A 17347-nucleotide genomic window follows, 5' to 3' on the forward strand; every position below is an offset into this window, starting at 1 on the left:
AGAAATATGTATGTAAGCTATATAAAAGCTATGCTTAAAAAATGTAGAAAAACTTTAAGTTTTTATTTAAAAGTACAAGGAATTCTCGTTTTGTTAGCAATGCTTACTTCATTAATTGCTGTTTACCTAATGGGTTATCCTGGGAAATTTAAAGCTGGTTTAATTATGGGTATTTTGGAAATTGTTCCAATAATAGGTAATGGACTTTATTTGGCTTATCAAATTGTAGTTAATTTGATTAATCACGAAGTCGTAATTTCAGCTAATTTAGCAATATTGTACCTTACAATATTATGTGTTAGATTAGTCTTAGAACCAATTTTATTAGGAAGAAAACTTAATTATAAAATTGGAGTTATAATCTTTTTAGCAATTATATCTAAAATTATCGGCGGAAATAAAGGACTTTCAATAATGACTGTAATAATATTTATTTTGAATACTTTGATAAATATTAACGATATTTACTCTTTTGATCAAAAAAGAAAGATGAAAGAAAGAAAAGAAAAAAGACTTAGAGAAAGAGAACTTAGAAAAAAATACGATTATGAAAGTATAGGAGATGACCATGATAATTAATAATTTTTCACCTATTGAATTAAAAGAAGCTAGAAAAATAGTTGATGAAGTCAAAGTTGAAGAAAAAATTGAAAAAGTATACTTCAATGATGCTTTAGAAAAAGTTATCGCTGAAGATATAATTTCAAAAGTTAATATTCCTAACTTTGATAAGTCACCATTGGATGGCTATGCTTTTAGGGAAGAAGATGTCGTAAATGCAAGCAAAGAAAATCCTGTTGTTCTAGAAGTTATAGATGTAATAATGGCAGGGGACGTTTCTGAAAAATCAGTTTCTAAAGGACAAGCAGTTAGATTGATGACTGGAGCAAAAGTTCCGAGTGGTGCAAATTGTATCGTAAGATATGAAGAAACTGAATTTAACGACAAAGAAGTTAAGATTTTTTCTCCAATAGGGAAAAATAAAAATATAATTGGACTTGGTGAAGATGTAAGAAAAGGCGATGTAATAATAAAAAAAGGTACATTTCTAACTCCTGCAGAAATTGGTGTTTTAGCTAGTCTTGGAATTCCTTTTATTAAGGTCTATAAAGCGCCTCTGTTAAGTGTTTTTGCTACAGGAAGTGAGCTACTTGATGTTACTGATAAGATGGAAGATGGAAAGATAAGAAATAGTAACAGTTATACTATTGAACAACTTGGTAAAATGTACAATGCCGATGTTATCCAATATGGAAAAGTTGAAGATGATTTGGATTCCTTGGTTGATATGTATAGAAAGGCTATAAGAAATAGCGATATTGTTATTTCTACAGGAGGAATTTCCGTTGGAGACAGTGATTTTGTTTTAACTGCATTAGATAAAATAGGAGTAAAGACTATTTTTACAAGAGTTATGGCAAAACCGGGTGGACATGTTTTCTTTGGAGAATATGAAGGTAAATTTATATTTGCTTTATCTGGAAATCCTGCAGCATCTTTTATGAATTTCTACCTTTATGTAAGACCAATAATTTTAAGATTACAAAACAGAAATGCTAATATGCTTAAAGTTCAAAGCGAATTAATTAACGGATTTAACAATAAAGCAAAAGTTAGTAGAATTTTAAGAGCAACAACATTATACAAAGATGGGAAATTCTTTACAGAAATTGAAGAAGGACAAAAATCAGGAGTTTTATCTACAATGGTTTCAAAAAATTCCATAGTTATTGTCCCAAGTCAAACTGAAATTTCTAAGGGAAAAATAATTGAAGCGGAGTTTTTGTATGAACAATAAAGCAATTTCCATAGTTGGAGAATGTTCTAATATTGGAAAGACAACTTTAATAAAAAATTTGTTAAAAATATTTTCTAAAGAAGGATTGAAAGTAGGAGTTGTAAAACATCATCATAGAGAATTTGATTTTGATAGAGAGGGAAAAGACAGTTATATATTCTCACAGTCTGGAGCAAGTTGTGTAAAAATGGTTAGCCCAAATAGAGTAATAACAGTCGAAAACTTGAATTATGAAAAATCTTTGAATGATGTTTTAAAAACAATGACTGAATATGATTTTGTTTTAGTTGAAGGATATAAATGGGAAAACTTAGATAGAATTGAAATTTATAGAACAGGATATTCGACAAAAATAATTTCTGAAAAAGAAAAACTAATTGCAATTGTTTCAGATATAGAACATGATTTGGATGTAGATCAATTTAAATCAAATGAATATGTAAAAATTGCAGAAAAAATAAAAGATTACTTTAGTATTTAATTGAGATGTTTTACGTCTCAATTTTTTTGCCTACTTGAAAGTGTTATATAAAAATGACTAATTAAAAATATCAAGAAAGTAGAGCTTTGTCCTATAAAAAATATTGTAAAGTACTTGACAAATTAAAATAAATGATTTATACTATTTAGGTATCAAATATGCACCTTTAGCTCAGCTGGCAGAGCACCTGACTCTTAATCAGGGTGTCCAGGGTTCGAACCCCTGAAGGTGCACCAATTAATTTTTAGGTTATAAAATAAGTCCAGATGGTGAAAGTAAGTATAAAAATTTCAAAAGTTTTTAAAAAATTCAATATTATATGCCCAGATAGCTCAGTCGGTAGAGCAGAGGACTGAAAATCCTCGTGTCGGTGGTTCGATTCCGCCTCTGGGCACCATTTGCGGGAGTGGCTCAGTGGTAGAGCATCGCCTTGCCAAGGCGAGGGTCGCGAGTTCGAATCTCGTCTTCCGCTCCATTTCGATTTGGCGACATAGCCAAGTGGTAAGGCAGAGGTCTGCAACACCTTCATCTCCAGTTCAAATCTGGATGTCGCCTCCAAGGTCTCTTATGAGACCTTTTTTGTTTATGTAAAGAATAATAAAATAATTAGAGTGTTAATTGGAGTTTTATAGATAGGAGTAAGATATGTTAGCTAGTGAATTGTTATCTTATTTAAAGGTAAAAAAAATTTGCGGAAATATTGAAAATATAAATATAGAATATATTTCACAAGATAATAGAAATATAAAAGAGAATACTGTTTTTATTTGCATAGAAGGTAATACTGTAGATGGACATTCATTTGTTGAGAGTGCTGTAAAAAATGGTGCAAAATTATTGATAGCATCAAAGGATGTATCTGATAAGTCAGGGAATGTTCCAGTTGTTTATGTTAAAGATACATTAAAAGTTATGGGACTTCTAGCTAATGTGCTATATAAATGTCCAAGCGAAAAACTATTTATGGTTGGAATAACTGGAACTAATGGAAAGACAACTACAAGTTATTTAATTAATCATATTTTTGAAACTTGTAATATGAAAACAGGATTAATAGGAACAATACATCATAAAATAGGAAATAAAGTAATCCCTACTAAAAATACAACTCCTATTTCTGTTGATTTGCAAGGATTTTTAAATGAAATGGTTATTGAAAATTGCAAATGTTGTGTAATGGAAGTTTCATCACATGCACTGGCTTTAGATAGAGTTTTAGGTTGTGATTTTGATTGTGCAATTTTTACAAATTTATCCCATGAACATTTAGAATTACACAAGACAATGGAAAATTATGCAAATACAAAGGAGCTTTTATTTACACAATTAGGTCATAATTTAAAGAATGGAAAGTTAAAAACAGCTATTTTAAATAGCGATGATGATTATTCAAAAAAATTTGCTGAACATATTCCATCAGAAATTATTACTTATGGTTTAAATAATAAAAATGCTGATTTTTTTGCTGATAATATTTCATTTGATGATTGGAAAATGAGATTTGATTTACATTTTTTAGATGAAGTATATAGAGTTGAAACTAATTTAGTTGGAATTTTTAATGTATATAATGTGTTGGCTTCAATTTGTGCTGGATATGTTAAAGGAATTTCAATCTCAGATATATTAGATGCTTTAAAGAGTTTTACAGGTGTAAGTGGTAGAATGGAAATAGTAGAATCAAATAGAAATTACAAAATAATAATTGATTTTGCTCATACTCCAGATGGACTTATAAATGTACTTGAAACTTTGAATAAAGTTCCTCATAGTAGAATTATTACTATGATTGGTCATAGTGGTGGTAATAGAGATTCCAGTATGAGACCTGATTTAGGAAAAATAGCTTTAGAAAATTCTGATGAAGTTGTATTTACAGCAGATAATCCTAGACATGAGTCAATTAGCAAAATTGTAAGAGAATTGGTTTCTGAATGTGACAAGGGTAATTATACTGTTGTTGAAGATAGAAAAGAAGCAATAGAATATGCTTTTAAAATAGCAAAAGAAAATGATATTGTATTACTTGCAGGAAAGGGTGCAGAGCCATATCAAGTAATTGGTGATGAATATTTTCCTTATAGTGAGATAGATACAGTTAAGGAAATTTTAAAAAATTAGAAATAAATTGTTCTATATGATATAATTAATTAATAATTTGTTAATTCTTTTAAGTAGTATTTAAGGAGAAATTATGTGTGGATTTGTAGGATTTTACAGTAAAGATATAAAAGATGAAAATATAATAAAAGAGATGAATAATCAAATTATCCATCGTGGTCCAGATAGTGACGGATATTATTTTGATAAAGGAATTAATTTTGGGTTTAGAAGACTTAGTATAATTGATTTACACGAAGGCTCTCAGCCGATTTTGAATGAAAATAATGATGTGGCTATTATTTTTAATGGAGAAATTTATAATTATCAAGAAATTAAGGATGATTTGTTAGAAAAGGGATATAAATTTAAAACAAATACTGATACCGAAGTTATTTTGCATGGATATGAAGAATATGGTGAAGAAGGCATTTTAGCTAAATTAAGAGGAATGTTTGCTTTTACTATTTGGGATAGTAAGAAAGAGAGACTTTTTGGAGCAAGAGATCATTTCGGAATAAAACCATATTATTATACAATGATTGACGGAGATTTTATTTTTGGTTCAGAAGTTAAGTCATTCTTAAAATATCCAAAGTTTAAAAAAGAAATTAATGAAAAAGCATTAAAGCATTATTTAGTTTTTCAATACAATCCTTTAGAAGAAACATTTTTCAAAGGTGTAAAGAAACTTAGACCAGGACATTATTATATTTTTGAAAATGGGAAACTTGAAATAAAGAGTTATTACAATTTAACTCTTGATTATAAGGAAATGACTTTTGATGAAGCTGTAAGCAAGATAGAAAAAGAAGTTGAAGAATCAGTTAAATATCACAAGATTAGTGATGTTGAAGTTGGCTCTTTCTTGTCAGGCGGTGTTGACTCAAGTTATGTTGTTGCAACAGCTATGCCTAACAAAACTTTTTCAGTAGGTTTTGATAATAAAGGCTTTGATGAAACAGTTTATGCAAAAGATCTTTCAGATAGATTAGGGATTGAAAATTTTTCAAAAATAATAACGCCTGATGAGTTTTTTGACGGAATAAATAAAGTGCAATATTATTCAGATGAGCCACATGCAAATCTTTCTTCTGTTGCTCTATATTTCTTGTCAAAACTTGCATCTGAACAAGTTAAGGTAGTTTTGTCAGGAGAAGGAGCTGATGAATTATTTGCAGGATATAATGAATATGCAGAGGCTCTTCCACAAAGAATTTACAAAAAATTACCATTTAGTTTAAGAAATAAGTTATATAACAAGTACAAAGATAAAAAGCATTTTAGTGGAAAGACTATTATAATGAAGTATGGTCGAAAGGTTGAAGATAGATATATTGGACCTGCAGAAATAATGACTGATGAACAAGCCAATTTACTTTTAAAAGAAAAATATCAAAATTCTGAAACATCAAGAGATTTAACTAAAAAATATTATGATGAAGTTAAAGATATGGATGATGTTTCTAAGAGATTATATCTTGATATGAAAATGTGGATAGTTGACGATATTTTGCTTAAAGCAGATAAGATGACTATGGCAAATTCTATTGAGCTTAGAGTTCCACTTTTAGATAAAAAGATGTGGGAACTTGCAAGAACGATTCCTGTAAGACATAAAGTTCATAATGAAATAACAAAATATGCTTTTAGAAAAGCTGCTTTGAACAAATTGCCTGATGATTGGGCTAAGAGAAGAAAGTTAGGTTTTGTTGTTCCTTTTGTTTTATGGATTAAGGAAGAAAAATATTATAATATTGTTAAAGAAACTTTCAATAAGGATTTTGTAAGTGAATTTTTTGATGTGGAAAAAATCAATTCACTTCTTGACGATCACTTTAATAATAAAAACAATAATGGTCGTAAAATTTATACTATTTATACATTTTTAAAATGGTATGAACAATATTTTAATTAAGAGGTAAAAGAATGAACAAAGCTGTTGTTTTAGGTTGTAATTACTATATAGGACTTAGCATAATAAGATGCTTAGGACGTGAAGGAGTTCATGTTGTAGCTTGTGATTATGACTTTGATAATTCCTATGGAGCAAAGTCTAAATACATTTCTGAATTTTTAAAAATTGATGATTTGAATAAATTTGGAGAAGAGGCTTTTGTAGGATTAATTGAATATGGAAAAAAACAAGATGAAAAACCTGTTTTGCTCCCAACTCATGATAAATATGTTGAACTTATAGATAAATATTATGACGAATTAGAAAAATATTATTTAATTAGTCAAGCAAAAGGACTTAATTCAAAATTATTGGATAAGTGGACTTTACATGATATTGCTAAAGAAAATGGAGTAAAAATTCCAGCAACAATTAATGCAAACGATGAAAATTTAGTTGAAAAAGTAAAAAATGAAGTGGGATTTCCTTGTATTATCAAGCCTTTTGACACTGTAGATTTTACTAAGGTCTTTAGAAATAAAGTTTTTATCTGTAATAATGTCGAAGAGATGGAAAATGGAATAAAAAAAGCAAAGGACAATAATATAGAAATCTTTGTTCAAGAAATTGTTCCGGGATTTGACGATTGTATGTTGACTTACGATTATTATATCGATAGAAGCGGAAAGACAACTCATTATATGACTGCTCAAAAGCAAAGGCAATGGCCAATTAATTTTGGTGCATCTGTTTTTACAATTCAAAAATACAATCAAAAATTGATTGATATATCAAGACCTTTCTTAGAAAATATAGGTTATAGAGGTTTTGGTGAAATAGAATTTAAAAGACATGAAAAAACAGGAGAAATCTATCTAATAGAAATAAATGCAAGGACTACTAATTTTAACAATTTGATTTATAAAGTTGGAATTAATATGCCTTATATTGCATATATTGATTTAACCGGAAATTTAAAAGATAGTGATTGTAAATATATCGACTATGATACAAACTATGCTTTTATTTACGGTTTTGAAGATATGGTTGCAATTTGGCATTATAAGAAAACTAAACAAGTTGGAATTTTTAAATCTTTAAAGATTTCATTTTCAAGAAAGTGGGCTCCTGCAATTTTTGCTACTGATGATTTAAAACCTTGGTTTTTCTTTAATAAAATTTTATTAGGAAAAGTTTTTAGAAAAATATTTAGGAGGAAATAGTGTACAAATTAGGAGTTATCGGAGGTATGGGACCTTTAGCAACTGTTAAGTTCTACGATAAAGTCGTTTTAAATACTGAGGCGCATAATGACAATGAACATATTGATTTAATAGTGTTAAATCATTCAACAATGCCTGATAGAACAAGATGTATTATAGAAAATAAAGATACTGAATTTCTAAATGAAATAAAAAAAGATTTGGAAATTCTGGATAAAATTGGTGTAGATGTAGTTGCTATTCCTTGTAATACAAGTCATTATTTTTATGATGAATTTAAAAACTTCGCAAATTTAAAAATTATAAATATGATTGAAGAAACAATTTTAGAAATAAAAAGAAGAGGAATAAAAAAAGTCGCAGTCTTTGGAACACTTGGAACACTAAATTCAAAAGTTTATAATAAATATGCAGAAGAAAACGGCATAGAAGTAAAAGAATTGTCCATAGAAGATAAGAAAACTGTTATGGATATTATTTACAAGATTAAAGAAACAAATAATTTAGAGAATAAAGAATTTGTAGAAATTCTAAATAAATACTGTGATAACGAAACTATTGGAATAATAGCTTGTACTGAACTTAGTCTTTTAGATATATGTAAAAATATAAATACGATTGATGCTTTGGATGTTCTCGTAAATAAGAGTATTGAATACAGTGGAGCAAAGCTTAAAAAATAAATGTGATTCTAATCATATATTCTCAAAAAAATAAAAAAAATTATAAAAAAACTTTATTTTTAAAATATTTGGGTATATAATGGTTGTGAATGATAAAATAATAGGAGGAATGAAAAATGAAAGATTTTAAAAGTTTAAATGTTTATTTATCAGACATCGCAGTTATGACAACTAAATTGCATAATTTGCATTGGAATGTAGAAGGAAGAAATTTCTATCAAACACATATTTTTACAGAAGGATTATATGATAAATTCTTCGAATGGTATGATGAAGTTGCTGAAGCAATTAAAATGAGAGGTGGATTCCCATTCGCATCATTAAAAGAATATGTTGCTAATGCTACTGTTAAAGAATTAGAATCTAAGAAGGTAACAGTTGATGAAGTTAACGAAATAGTTATGAATGATTTAGCTGCTCTTAAAGAAGAAGCTACTAAAATTAGAGAAGAAGCTGATAATGATGGAGATTTCATAATTGTTTCAATGTTAGAAGATCAAATTGGAGAACTAGAAAAGAATATTTGGTTCTTAAGAGCTTCAAAACCTTGCTGTAAATAAGAAATGATATTTTAGAGTGATTTAGGTTGAGGAATTAGTCCTCAACCTTTTTTTGTGAAATAACAAGGTTATCAATAACCCACATGATGTAAAATATTGTGGAATGATAAGGCTCTTATTTAAAATTTAATTCTTTACAGTTGACTTTTTTTACTAAATTTAATATAATTTATTCATCAAATATTTCGTGATGATAAGAAATAGTAGATTATTTATGTATATGTAGAGAGAAGTTGTTTGGTGAAAAACTTTTATACAGGTAATCGAACCTATCTTTGAACTTGTATTAAAATTACAGGGTTGTGCCTTATAGCTTTTGAGTATAAATTAGAGTGGTACCACGGCTTTCGTCTCTTGGAGATGATTGCCGTTTTTTTATTAATTATAGAAGCCATTTTATAAAAATCATCACAAAAAATTAATTTATAATTACGGAGGAAATTTATTATGAAAATGAAAAGATACTATATGCCAACACTTAGGGAAGATCCACAAGAGGCAGAAATTATAAGTCATAAATTGCTTTTAAGAGCAGGAATGATTAGAAAGAGTGCTGCAGGAATTTACTCCTATCTTCCTCTTGGTTACAGAGCAATTAGAAAAGTAGAAAATATTGTAAGAGAAGAAATGGATAGAATGGGTGGATATGAAATTTTAATGTCTGCACTTCAACCAAAAGAAATATGGGAAGAATCAGGAAGATGGCAAACTTTTGGACCAGAAATGTTTAAAGTTAAAGATAGAAATGAAAGAGAATTTTGCCTAGGACCAACTGCTGAAGAATATTTTACAACTTTAATTAGTGGAGAAATAAAAAGCTATAAACAATTACCATTAAATATTTATCAAATTCAAACAAAATATCGTGATGAAAAAAGACCTCGTTTTGGAATTAACAGAGCCAGAGAATTTTCAATGAAAGATGCTTATACTTTTGATGTAAGTCCTGAAATGATGATGGAATCTTACAAAGAAATGTGGATAGCATATGAAAAAGTATTTAATAGATTAGGACTTAATTATAAAATTGTTGCTGGAGATGCCGGAGCAATGGGAGGAAACAGCTCACATGAATTTATCGCTCTTTCTGATGTTGGAGAAGGAGTTATCTGCTACTGTGATGAAAGCGGATATGCTGCTACAGATGAAAAAGCAGAAGTTATTTACAAAGTTGACGAAAGTGGAGATGAAAAGGAACTTGAATTGGTTTATACTCCAAATTGCAAGACAATAGAAGATGTTGCAAACTTTTTAAAACAAGAGGCTTCAAAATGTATTAAGGCGATAGATTTGATTGTTGCAGGAGAACCTATTATAGTATTTGTTCCGGGAGATAGAGAGCTTAATATGACAAAACTTTGTTCTTATCTTGGTGTTCCAGAACATGAAATTGAAATGATGGATGATGAGACAATTTTAAAAATTGGTACATTTGCTGGATATACAGGACCTGTTGATTTAAAGGTAAGAAAAATTTTAGATAAGAGAGTTACTCTTATGAAAAATACTGTAGTTGGTGGAAACAAGGAAGATCATCACTATATAAATTGTAATTTTGGAAGGGATTTTGACGGAGAAATCGCAGAAGATTTACTTATGGTTCAAGAGGGAGATGTTTGTCCTATAAGTGGACATCCTTTGAAATTTGCAAGAGGAATAGAAGTTGGAAATATCTTCCAGCTTGGAACAAAATATTCTAAGGCTTTAAACGCGACTTTCTTAGACGAAAATGGAGTTAGCCAATACTTTTGGATGGGAAGCCATGGTATTGGTATTACAAGAAGTATTACTGCAATTATAGAGCAAAATAATGACGAAAAAGGAATTATTTGGCCAATTCAAGTTGCACCATATCACGCAATAGTTACAGTTGTAAATATTAATGATGAAGAACAAATGAAGCTTGGTGAAAAAATCCATGATGAATTGGAAGCTCAAGGTGTTGAAGTTATGCTTGATGATAGAAAGGAAAGAATAGGTGTTAAATTTAATGATAGAGATTTAATTGGTATTCCTTTAAGAATAACTGTTGGTAAAAAAGCTAATGAAAATATAATTGAATTTTCAACAAGAAGAGAAATGGAAAATGTTGAAATGTCTTATGAAGATGCAATTAATAGAGTTGTAGAAGAAGTTAAAAAAATAAAATAATATTTAAATACCACAATATGTGGTATTTTTTCAGGTATATATTGAGATTGATTATATTTTTAATTTTCTATTTAATTGGGTATCCTATAAGCATTAAGTATTATTTTTAATAAGGAGTTTTTTATGGATAGTGATTTCAGTACAAAAATTCAAAAACAAAAAATAAGTCGTGAAAGACGAAAAGAATTAAAAAATAGGTTAAAAAAAGAGTTAGGAGATAGAATGAGATTTGTCTATATAGCTTCTTTTTTGTCTTGGATTCAGTTCTTGATGAGAATTATTTCTTTTGGATTTATAGCAAAGGGATTTTCTAATTTATATAATAAAATAGATTTTAATCTTTTTGCTTATGTTGTAATTGCAATCGGATTAAATATATTTGGTTTTTGGATTTCTATTTTTGCTAAGAGATATCAAGGTGTTGCATCTCAGTATGCAAGAAATAATTTAAAAGTTAAATTTTTTGATGCCTTTTCCAAAGGTAATGAGGAAGTTTTTAAAGGCTATTCAACAGCAGATGTACTTACAGTTGCATCTCAAGGAATTGACAGCTTAGATACTTTTTACAGTAATTATTTAACAACAACTTTAAGAACATATTTTAATTGTGCAACAATTTTATTAATTGTAGCTTTTATATATCCTTTAGGTGGTTTGGTCTTTTTAGTTAGTATTCCTTTTATTCCTGTTTCAATAGTGTTAATACAAAAGCGTTCAGCAAAGATTATGCAACATTATTGGTCAACTTATATGGATGTAAGTAATTTGTTTATGGACGATTTAAAGGGATTGAATACTCTTTATTCTTATAGTGCTGATGCTATTTATGAGAAAAAATTTAATGAATCTGCTGAAAACTTTAGACTTTCCACTATGGAACTTTTGAAATTTCAACTTCAATCAGTTGGATATATGGACGGAGTTATGTATCTTGGAATTGCAATTTCAGGATTTTTAGCGGTTTTATCAGTTTCAAAAGGCAATATGTCAATCTTTAATTTTATATTCTTTGTTTTGATTGCAACTGAATTTTTTACTCCAATTAGAGAATTGGGATATTGTATGCATTTACTTATGATGAATACTAAAATGGCAGATAGGATTTTTACTTTTTTAGATAGTGTAAAGAATGAAAAGAAAACAGAAGTTTCAAATATTAATTTAGAAAGTATAGATAATATTGAATTTAAAAATTTATCTTTTTCATATGAGAATAGAGATGTTTTAAATAATATTAATTTAAGTATAAGTAAAGGTAGTTTATTCGCAATAGCAGGAGAGAGTGGACTTGGAAAGAGTACTTTTGCAAAAATCTTGTTTAAAAATCTTGAAGATTATTCTGGAGAAATATTAATTGATGGGAAATCTTTAAGAGATTTCTCGAAGTCAGATATAAATGTATTAGGTTTTTATGTATCTCCTGATTCTTATGTCTTTAATGAAAGCATTATGGATAATTTGAAAAAAGCTACAAAATTATCTGAACACGAAATTTTAGAATGGATTGAGGAGAAAAATATTCTAAAATTTGTAAAGACTTTGCCTGACGGTTTTAATACAATTATTGGAGAAAACGGAAGATTGATTTCTCCGGGGCAAAGGCAACAGATAATTTGTGTTAGAAGTTTACTTGCAAATAGAAAAATTTACATTTTTGATGAAATGACATCAAGTGTTGATACCGAAAATGAAATAGCAATTTTGGATTTAATCAAAATGATTTCTAAAAATTCTATTGTTATGTTTATTTCTCATAAGATGAAGCAAGTTAATAAAGCTGACTTTGTTTTATTTATGGGAAAAGAAAAAAGTTGGGATTTTGGGAAACCGGAAGATTTATACAATTCAAACTTTGAATATAGATTATTATTAGATAAACAAAATGAAATGGAGGAAATTTTAAATGAAAGATAGTTTAAGATTAGTAGCTAGACTTATAAATTTTATGAGAAAATTACTCCCAGTAATTTTGTTAGCTGTATTTTTTGCAGTTTTTGGATTTTTAATCACAGTTTATATTCCTGCAAAAATTATTTCATTGGGATTTGATGCACTTAATGGAGAAAAGCTAAAAATAATATCTTTAATAATTTTAGTTGTTCTTGCAATTTCAAGAGGGCTTTTCAGATATGGAGAACATTATTTTGGACATTACGTTGCTTTTAAAGTTTTAGCAGATTTTAGAAGAGAAATTTTTTCAAAACTTAGAAGACTTGCTCCGTCAAAACTTGATTCTCAAGATAGTGGAGCTCTGTTGAAACTAATAGGCGAAGATGTAGAAGCTTTAGAAGTTTTCTTTGCTCATACTTTAGCACCTATTACAACAGGGACTATTGTTTCAATAATTTTAATTATTTATTATTTACAATATAATATACTTTTAGCTTTAATTGCAGTTATAGTGTATTTTACACTTGCTGTTATTATACCTAATATATTTTCAAACAAATTAAAACCACATCTTGAAGTTCAACAAAAATATAGAAAATCATATACTTCATATTTTTTGGAAAGTTTAAGAGGTATGAAAGATTTACTTCAACTTGGAGTTGAAAAAGAAAGATTTAAAAACTTATCAAAAGAAAGTCGAATTGTAAATAAAAAAGAAAGAAATGTTGCAAAATTAAATTTCTTACAATTTTCATACAGTTTTTTAACAATAGGTTTCGGAGTTTTAGCCTTTGCTTTTGTAGATTTTATACTTGTAAATAAAAATGTAATTAGTGTAAAAGATGCAGTAATTACATTGGTAGTTTTCAGTTCATCATTTGCTCCATTTTTAGAACTTAGCAGACTTCCTTTAGGACTTGGTCGTGCATTACAAGCAGCAAAACAAACTTTTAGTTTATTAGATGAAATCGAACCACTTGGAAATGACGGAAATAAAGAAATTGAAAAAATAAATGAAATAAAATTTGATAATGTTGGTTTCTCTTATCCTAAGAGAAATAAGATGATTTTTGAAAATTTGAATTTGCATTTTGAAGATGAAAAAATTGTAGGTCTTGTCGGAGAGAGCGGATCAGGGAAAAGTACATTGATGAAAATGGTGATGAAATGGTATATTGCAAAATCAGGAAAAATATCTTTAAATGAGGAAGATATTCTAGAAATAGATAGTAGAAAACTACAAGAAAAAATTGCTTATATTCCACAATTTCCACAAATTTTTTCTCAAACAATCAGAGAAAATTTAGTTTTAGGAAATGATAAGATTACTGATGAAGAAATTTTAGAAATTGCTGAAAAATGTAGATTAAAGGATGTAATTTTATCAACTGAAAATGGACTTGATACTAAAATAAATTCTGAAAAAATAATTTTTTCAAGTGGAGAAATGCAAAGACTTGAACTTATGAGAGCATTATTAAAGAGGGCTGATGTTTATATTTTTGATGAGCCTACAAGTAATTTAGATACTTTAAATGAATCAATAATTTTGAATTTGATTAAAGAAAATTGTAAGGGAATGGTATTTTTGATCTCTCACAGAATGAGTACTGTATCATTTTCAGATGTTGTGTATAGAGTTGAAAATGGTAAATGCTTTAAAATATAGCCTTGAAGATTAAGATGAAATATGTTATCATTACCATATTAAAGATATGAGGGGTAATATATGAAAATAAAAATTGTAAGATATACTTGGATTATAATAGGACTGATATTTTTTGCAATAGGAACTATTGGAGCTTTTTTACCAATATTGCCTACGTTTCCATTTTACATTGTAACATTATTTTGTTTTGCAAGAAGTTCTGAGAAATTGCATACTTGGTTTGTTGGAACAAAATTATACAAAAATAATATTGAAAAAATTGCAAATAGAAAAGGACTTCCACTAAGACAGAAAGTAAAGATTATAATATTTTTCACCTTGACAATGGGAATTGGATTTTATTTTATGAAAAATACAAAAATTGGAAGAATAATTTTGGGAATAGTTTGGTTTTGTCATGTCATATATTTTGTCTTTGGGATTAAAACAATAAAAAGTAATGAAAATGAAATAGAAAATATAAAAGCTGATATGAATTAAGAAATTCATATCAGTTTTTTATTGTGAAACAACAAGGTTCCCGGGAACCCACCGATGCGAAGCATCGTGGAAGGGTGGGGTTCTTATTGTTAAAAAAATTTTTTTAAAAAATTTAAAATTTTTTTGTTCTACTTATTGATATAAAAATAATTACAATGGATTTCAGAAGAGAAAATGGGTAAATATACTATATATAGTTGCTATATAGTTTGTTGACAATATATATTGTTGATGATATAATCTTACTATCGAGCATTTATGAAGTATTTTTGGAGGTAGTTATGATTAAAGTAATAAAAAGAAATGGTCAAGAAGTAGATTTTGATGCTAATAAAATTGCAATAGCGATAAATAAAGCTATGCATAGCAGTACAGGAGTATATGAAGAAGGATTGGCAGAAAAGATTGCATCAGAGATAGAAACTTTTGCAACAACAATCGGAAAGAAGATGAGTATATATGATATAGAAGATCATGTTTACTACAGCTTAATTAAATATGGAAATCCTGCAACCGCCAGAGCTTATGAAAACTATAAGGCTGTGCAAACTTTTAAAAGACTTAAAAATACTACTGACGAAAGTATTTTAGGTCTTCTGGATAAGACGAATTTGGATGTTATAAATGAAAATTCAAATAAAAATGCTATTCTTGCATCAACTCAAAGAGATTTGATTGCTGGAGAAGTTTCAAAGGATATAGCAAGAAGAATGTTAATTCCTGTGGATATTGTTCAGGCTCATGACGAAGGAGCCATACATCTTCACGATATGGACTATTTAATTCAACCTATGTTCAATTGCTGTCTAGTTAATATTGGAGATATGCTTGATAATGGAACAGTAATTAATGGTAAAATGGTTGAAACTCCAAAATCTTTCCAAGTTGCTTGTACAGTTATGACTCAAATAATTGCACAAGTAGCATCAGGTCAATTTGGTGGTCAAAGCTTAAATGTTGCTCATCTAGGAAAGTATCTAAGAAAGAGTTATGAAAAACATTTAAAACTTGCAAAAGAAATTTTAACTGATGAAAAAGACATTGAAAATATTGCAAGAGCAATGACTAAGAAAGAATTGGAAGCAGGTATTCAAACTATTCAATACCAAATAAATACTTTGATGACTACAAATGGACAAAGTCCTTTTGTTACTCTTTTTATGTATGTTGAAGATGGTTTTGAATATGAAGATGAAGTTGCGCAAATTGTTGAGGAAATAATAAAACAAAGATTAGAAGGAATTAAAAACGAAAAAGGTGTTTATATCACACCTGCTTTCCCTAAATTGATTTATGTTTTAGATGAAAACAATGTAAGAGAAGATAGTAAGTACTATTATTTAACAAAACTTGCTGCAAAATGTACTGCAAAGAGAATGTATCCTGATTATATATCTGCTAAAAAACTTAGAGAACATTATGAAGGAAATGTATTCGGACCTATGGGTTGTAGATCGTTCTTAGCGCCTTATAAAGATGAAAATGGAAACTATAAATTTGAAGGTAGATTTAATCAAGGTGTAGTAAGTTTGAATTTACCACAAATAGGAATTTTAAATACGGGAAATGAAGAAGGTTTCTTTGAAATGTTGGATAAAAGACTTGAAATTGTAAAAAAAGCACTTTTATTCAGAAATTCACTTCTTCAAAATGTAAAGAGCGATAATTCTCCTATTCATTGGCAATATGGAGCAATTGCTAGACTTAAAAAAGGTGAAAGTATTAAAAAATACCTTGAAAACGGATATTCAACTCTTTCTGTAGGATATATCGGATTATATGAAGCTACTATGTGTGTAAAAGGTGTTAGCCATACAACTGAAGAAGGAAAAGAATTTGCTCTTAAGGTTATGAGAAAAATAAAAGAAGCAGCTGACAGTTGGAGTGAAGAAACAGGAATGACATTTTCATTATATGGAACTCCTGCTGAAAGTTTAACTCACAGATTTTGTTCTATAGATAGAAAGAAATATGGAGAAATAAAGGATATAACAGATAAGGGATATTATACAAATAGTTATCATGTTGATGTTAGGGAAAATATTTCAGTTTTTGATAAATTCAGATTTGAAGAAGATTTCCAAAAATTGTCAACAGGAGGTTGTATTTCTTATGCGGAAATTCCTAATATGAACCATAATGTTGAAGCTGTTGAACAAATGATTAGATTTATCTATGATAATATTCAATATGCTGAATTTAATACAAAATCAGATTATTGCCATGTTTGCGGATTTGATGGCGAAATAATCATAAATGAATATAATGAATGGGAATGTCCTCAATGCCATAATAAAGATAAGCAAAAAATGAATGTAACTAGAAGAACTTGTGGCTATCTTGGAGAAAACTTCTGGAATGAAGGAAGAACAAAAGAAATAAAGTCAAGGGTTCTTCATATATAGTGAGGGATTA

General features: G+C 28.4%; 13 protein-coding genes and 4 tRNA genes. All 17 read left to right on the forward strand.

Annotation, left to right across the window (positions count from 1 at the left end):
* Positions 1-6: 6 nt before the first annotated feature.
* Entirely contained in the window at positions 7-579 is a 573-nt protein-coding gene (locus tag VJI77_RS03480) for an AI-2E family transporter (RefSeq protein WP_323988293.1), read from the forward strand.
* Positions 569-1798, forward strand: coding sequence for a molybdopterin molybdotransferase MoeA (locus VJI77_RS03485; RefSeq protein WP_323988294.1), 1230 nt, complete (start codon positions 569-571; stop codon positions 1796-1798). The genes VJI77_RS03480 and VJI77_RS03485 overlap by 11 nt, the downstream gene beginning before the upstream one ends.
* Positions 1788-2279: a molybdopterin-guanine dinucleotide biosynthesis protein B gene (gene mobB, locus VJI77_RS03490; RefSeq protein WP_323988295.1), complete on the forward strand. Its 492-nt coding sequence runs from the start codon at positions 1788-1790 to the stop codon at positions 2277-2279. The genes VJI77_RS03485 and mobB overlap by 11 nt, the downstream gene beginning before the upstream one ends.
* A 160-nt stretch (positions 2280-2439) precedes the next feature.
* A tRNA-Lys gene (locus tag VJI77_RS03495) sits at positions 2440-2515 on the forward strand.
* An 85-nt stretch (positions 2516-2600) separates the two neighbouring features.
* Positions 2601-2676: transfer RNA gene (locus VJI77_RS03500), tRNA-Phe, on the forward strand.
* Positions 2677-2679: 3 nt separating this feature from the next.
* Positions 2680-2754: transfer RNA gene (locus VJI77_RS03505), tRNA-Gly, on the forward strand.
* A gap of 9 nt (positions 2755-2763) precedes the next feature.
* Positions 2764-2837: transfer RNA gene (locus VJI77_RS03510), tRNA-Cys, on the forward strand.
* Between the two features lie 87 nt (positions 2838-2924).
* Entirely contained in the window at positions 2925-4400 is a 1476-nt protein-coding gene (locus VJI77_RS03515; protein ID WP_323988296.1) for a UDP-N-acetylmuramoyl-L-alanyl-D-glutamate--2,6-diaminopimelate ligase, read from the forward strand.
* 73 nt (positions 4401-4473) lie between these two features.
* Positions 4474-6297 carry an asparagine synthase (glutamine-hydrolyzing) gene (gene asnB, locus VJI77_RS03520; protein ID WP_323988297.1) on the forward strand — a complete coding sequence of 608 codons (1824 nt, stop codon included), beginning with the start codon at positions 4474-4476 and terminating at the stop codon, positions 6295-6297.
* Between the two features lie 11 nt (positions 6298-6308).
* Positions 6309-7499 carry a carboxylate--amine ligase gene (locus VJI77_RS03525; RefSeq protein WP_323988298.1) on the forward strand — a complete coding sequence of 397 codons (1191 nt, stop codon included), beginning with the start codon at positions 6309-6311 and terminating at the stop codon, positions 7497-7499.
* A complete protein-coding gene (locus VJI77_RS03530) occupies positions 7499-8182 on the forward strand; it encodes an aspartate/glutamate racemase family protein (protein ID WP_323988299.1) in 684 nt (227 codons plus the stop codon). Before VJI77_RS03525 ends, VJI77_RS03530 begins: the two co-directional genes overlap by 1 nt.
* A 116-nt stretch (positions 8183-8298) precedes the next feature.
* The gene (locus VJI77_RS03535; RefSeq protein WP_150262688.1) at positions 8299-8742 is read left to right on the forward strand and encodes a Dps family protein; all 444 of its coding nucleotides are present in this window, start codon (positions 8299-8301) and stop codon (positions 8740-8742) included.
* Positions 8743-9189: 447 nt separating this feature from the next.
* On the forward strand, positions 9190-10893 hold the full coding sequence (locus VJI77_RS03540; protein WP_323988300.1) for a proline--tRNA ligase: 1704 nt from the start codon (positions 9190-9192) through the stop codon (positions 10891-10893).
* A gap of 123 nt (positions 10894-11016) precedes the next feature.
* Positions 11017-12807 carry an ABC transporter ATP-binding protein/permease gene (locus tag VJI77_RS03545; protein WP_323988301.1) on the forward strand — a complete coding sequence of 597 codons (1791 nt, stop codon included), beginning with the start codon at positions 11017-11019 and terminating at the stop codon, positions 12805-12807.
* Positions 12797-14452 carry an ABC transporter ATP-binding protein gene (locus tag VJI77_RS03550; protein ID WP_323988302.1) on the forward strand — a complete coding sequence of 552 codons (1656 nt, stop codon included), beginning with the start codon at positions 12797-12799 and terminating at the stop codon, positions 14450-14452. The genes VJI77_RS03545 and VJI77_RS03550 overlap by 11 nt, the downstream gene beginning before the upstream one ends.
* Positions 14453-14512: 60 nt before the next feature.
* Positions 14513-14932, forward strand: coding sequence for a YbaN family protein (locus tag VJI77_RS03555; protein WP_323988303.1), 420 nt, complete (start codon positions 14513-14515; stop codon positions 14930-14932).
* Between the two features lie 281 nt (positions 14933-15213).
* Positions 15214-17337 carry an anaerobic ribonucleoside-triphosphate reductase gene (gene nrdD, locus VJI77_RS03560; RefSeq protein ID WP_323988304.1) on the forward strand — a complete coding sequence of 708 codons (2124 nt, stop codon included), beginning with the start codon at positions 15214-15216 and terminating at the stop codon, positions 17335-17337.
* Positions 17338-17347 lie beyond the last annotated feature (10 nt).

It is taken from the genome of Parvimonas sp. D2 (assembly GCF_035282635.1).
Taxonomy (GTDB): domain Bacteria; phylum Bacillota; class Clostridia; order Tissierellales; family Peptoniphilaceae; genus Parvimonas.

Excerpts from the sequence above, each read along its gene's own strand:
- VJI77_RS03480 (WP_323988293.1), top strand. The coding sequence starts at position 7 with ATGTATGTAAGCTATATAAAAGCTATGCTTAAAAAATGTAGAAAAACT.
- VJI77_RS03485 (WP_323988294.1), top strand. The coding sequence starts at position 569 with ATGATAATTAATAATTTTTCACCTATTGAATTAAAAGAAGCTAGAAAA.
- mobB (WP_323988295.1), top strand. The coding sequence starts at position 1,788 with ATGAACAATAAAGCAATTTCCATAGTTGGAGAATGTTCTAATATTGGA.
- VJI77_RS03515 (WP_323988296.1), top strand. The coding sequence starts at position 2,925 with ATGTTAGCTAGTGAATTGTTATCTTATTTAAAGGTAAAAAAAATTTGC.
- asnB (WP_323988297.1), top strand. The coding sequence starts at position 4,474 with ATGTGTGGATTTGTAGGATTTTACAGTAAAGATATAAAAGATGAAAAT.
- VJI77_RS03525 (WP_323988298.1), top strand. The coding sequence starts at position 6,309 with ATGAACAAAGCTGTTGTTTTAGGTTGTAATTACTATATAGGACTTAGC.
- VJI77_RS03535 (WP_150262688.1), top strand. The coding sequence starts at position 8,299 with ATGAAAGATTTTAAAAGTTTAAATGTTTATTTATCAGACATCGCAGTT.
- VJI77_RS03540 (WP_323988300.1), top strand. The coding sequence starts at position 9,190 with ATGAAAATGAAAAGATACTATATGCCAACACTTAGGGAAGATCCACAA.
- VJI77_RS03545 (WP_323988301.1), top strand. The coding sequence starts at position 11,017 with ATGGATAGTGATTTCAGTACAAAAATTCAAAAACAAAAAATAAGTCGT.
- VJI77_RS03550 (WP_323988302.1), top strand. The coding sequence starts at position 12,797 with ATGAAAGATAGTTTAAGATTAGTAGCTAGACTTATAAATTTTATGAGA.
- VJI77_RS03555 (WP_323988303.1), top strand. The coding sequence starts at position 14,513 with ATGAAAATAAAAATTGTAAGATATACTTGGATTATAATAGGACTGATA.
- nrdD (WP_323988304.1), top strand. The coding sequence starts at position 15,214 with ATGATTAAAGTAATAAAAAGAAATGGTCAAGAAGTAGATTTTGATGCT.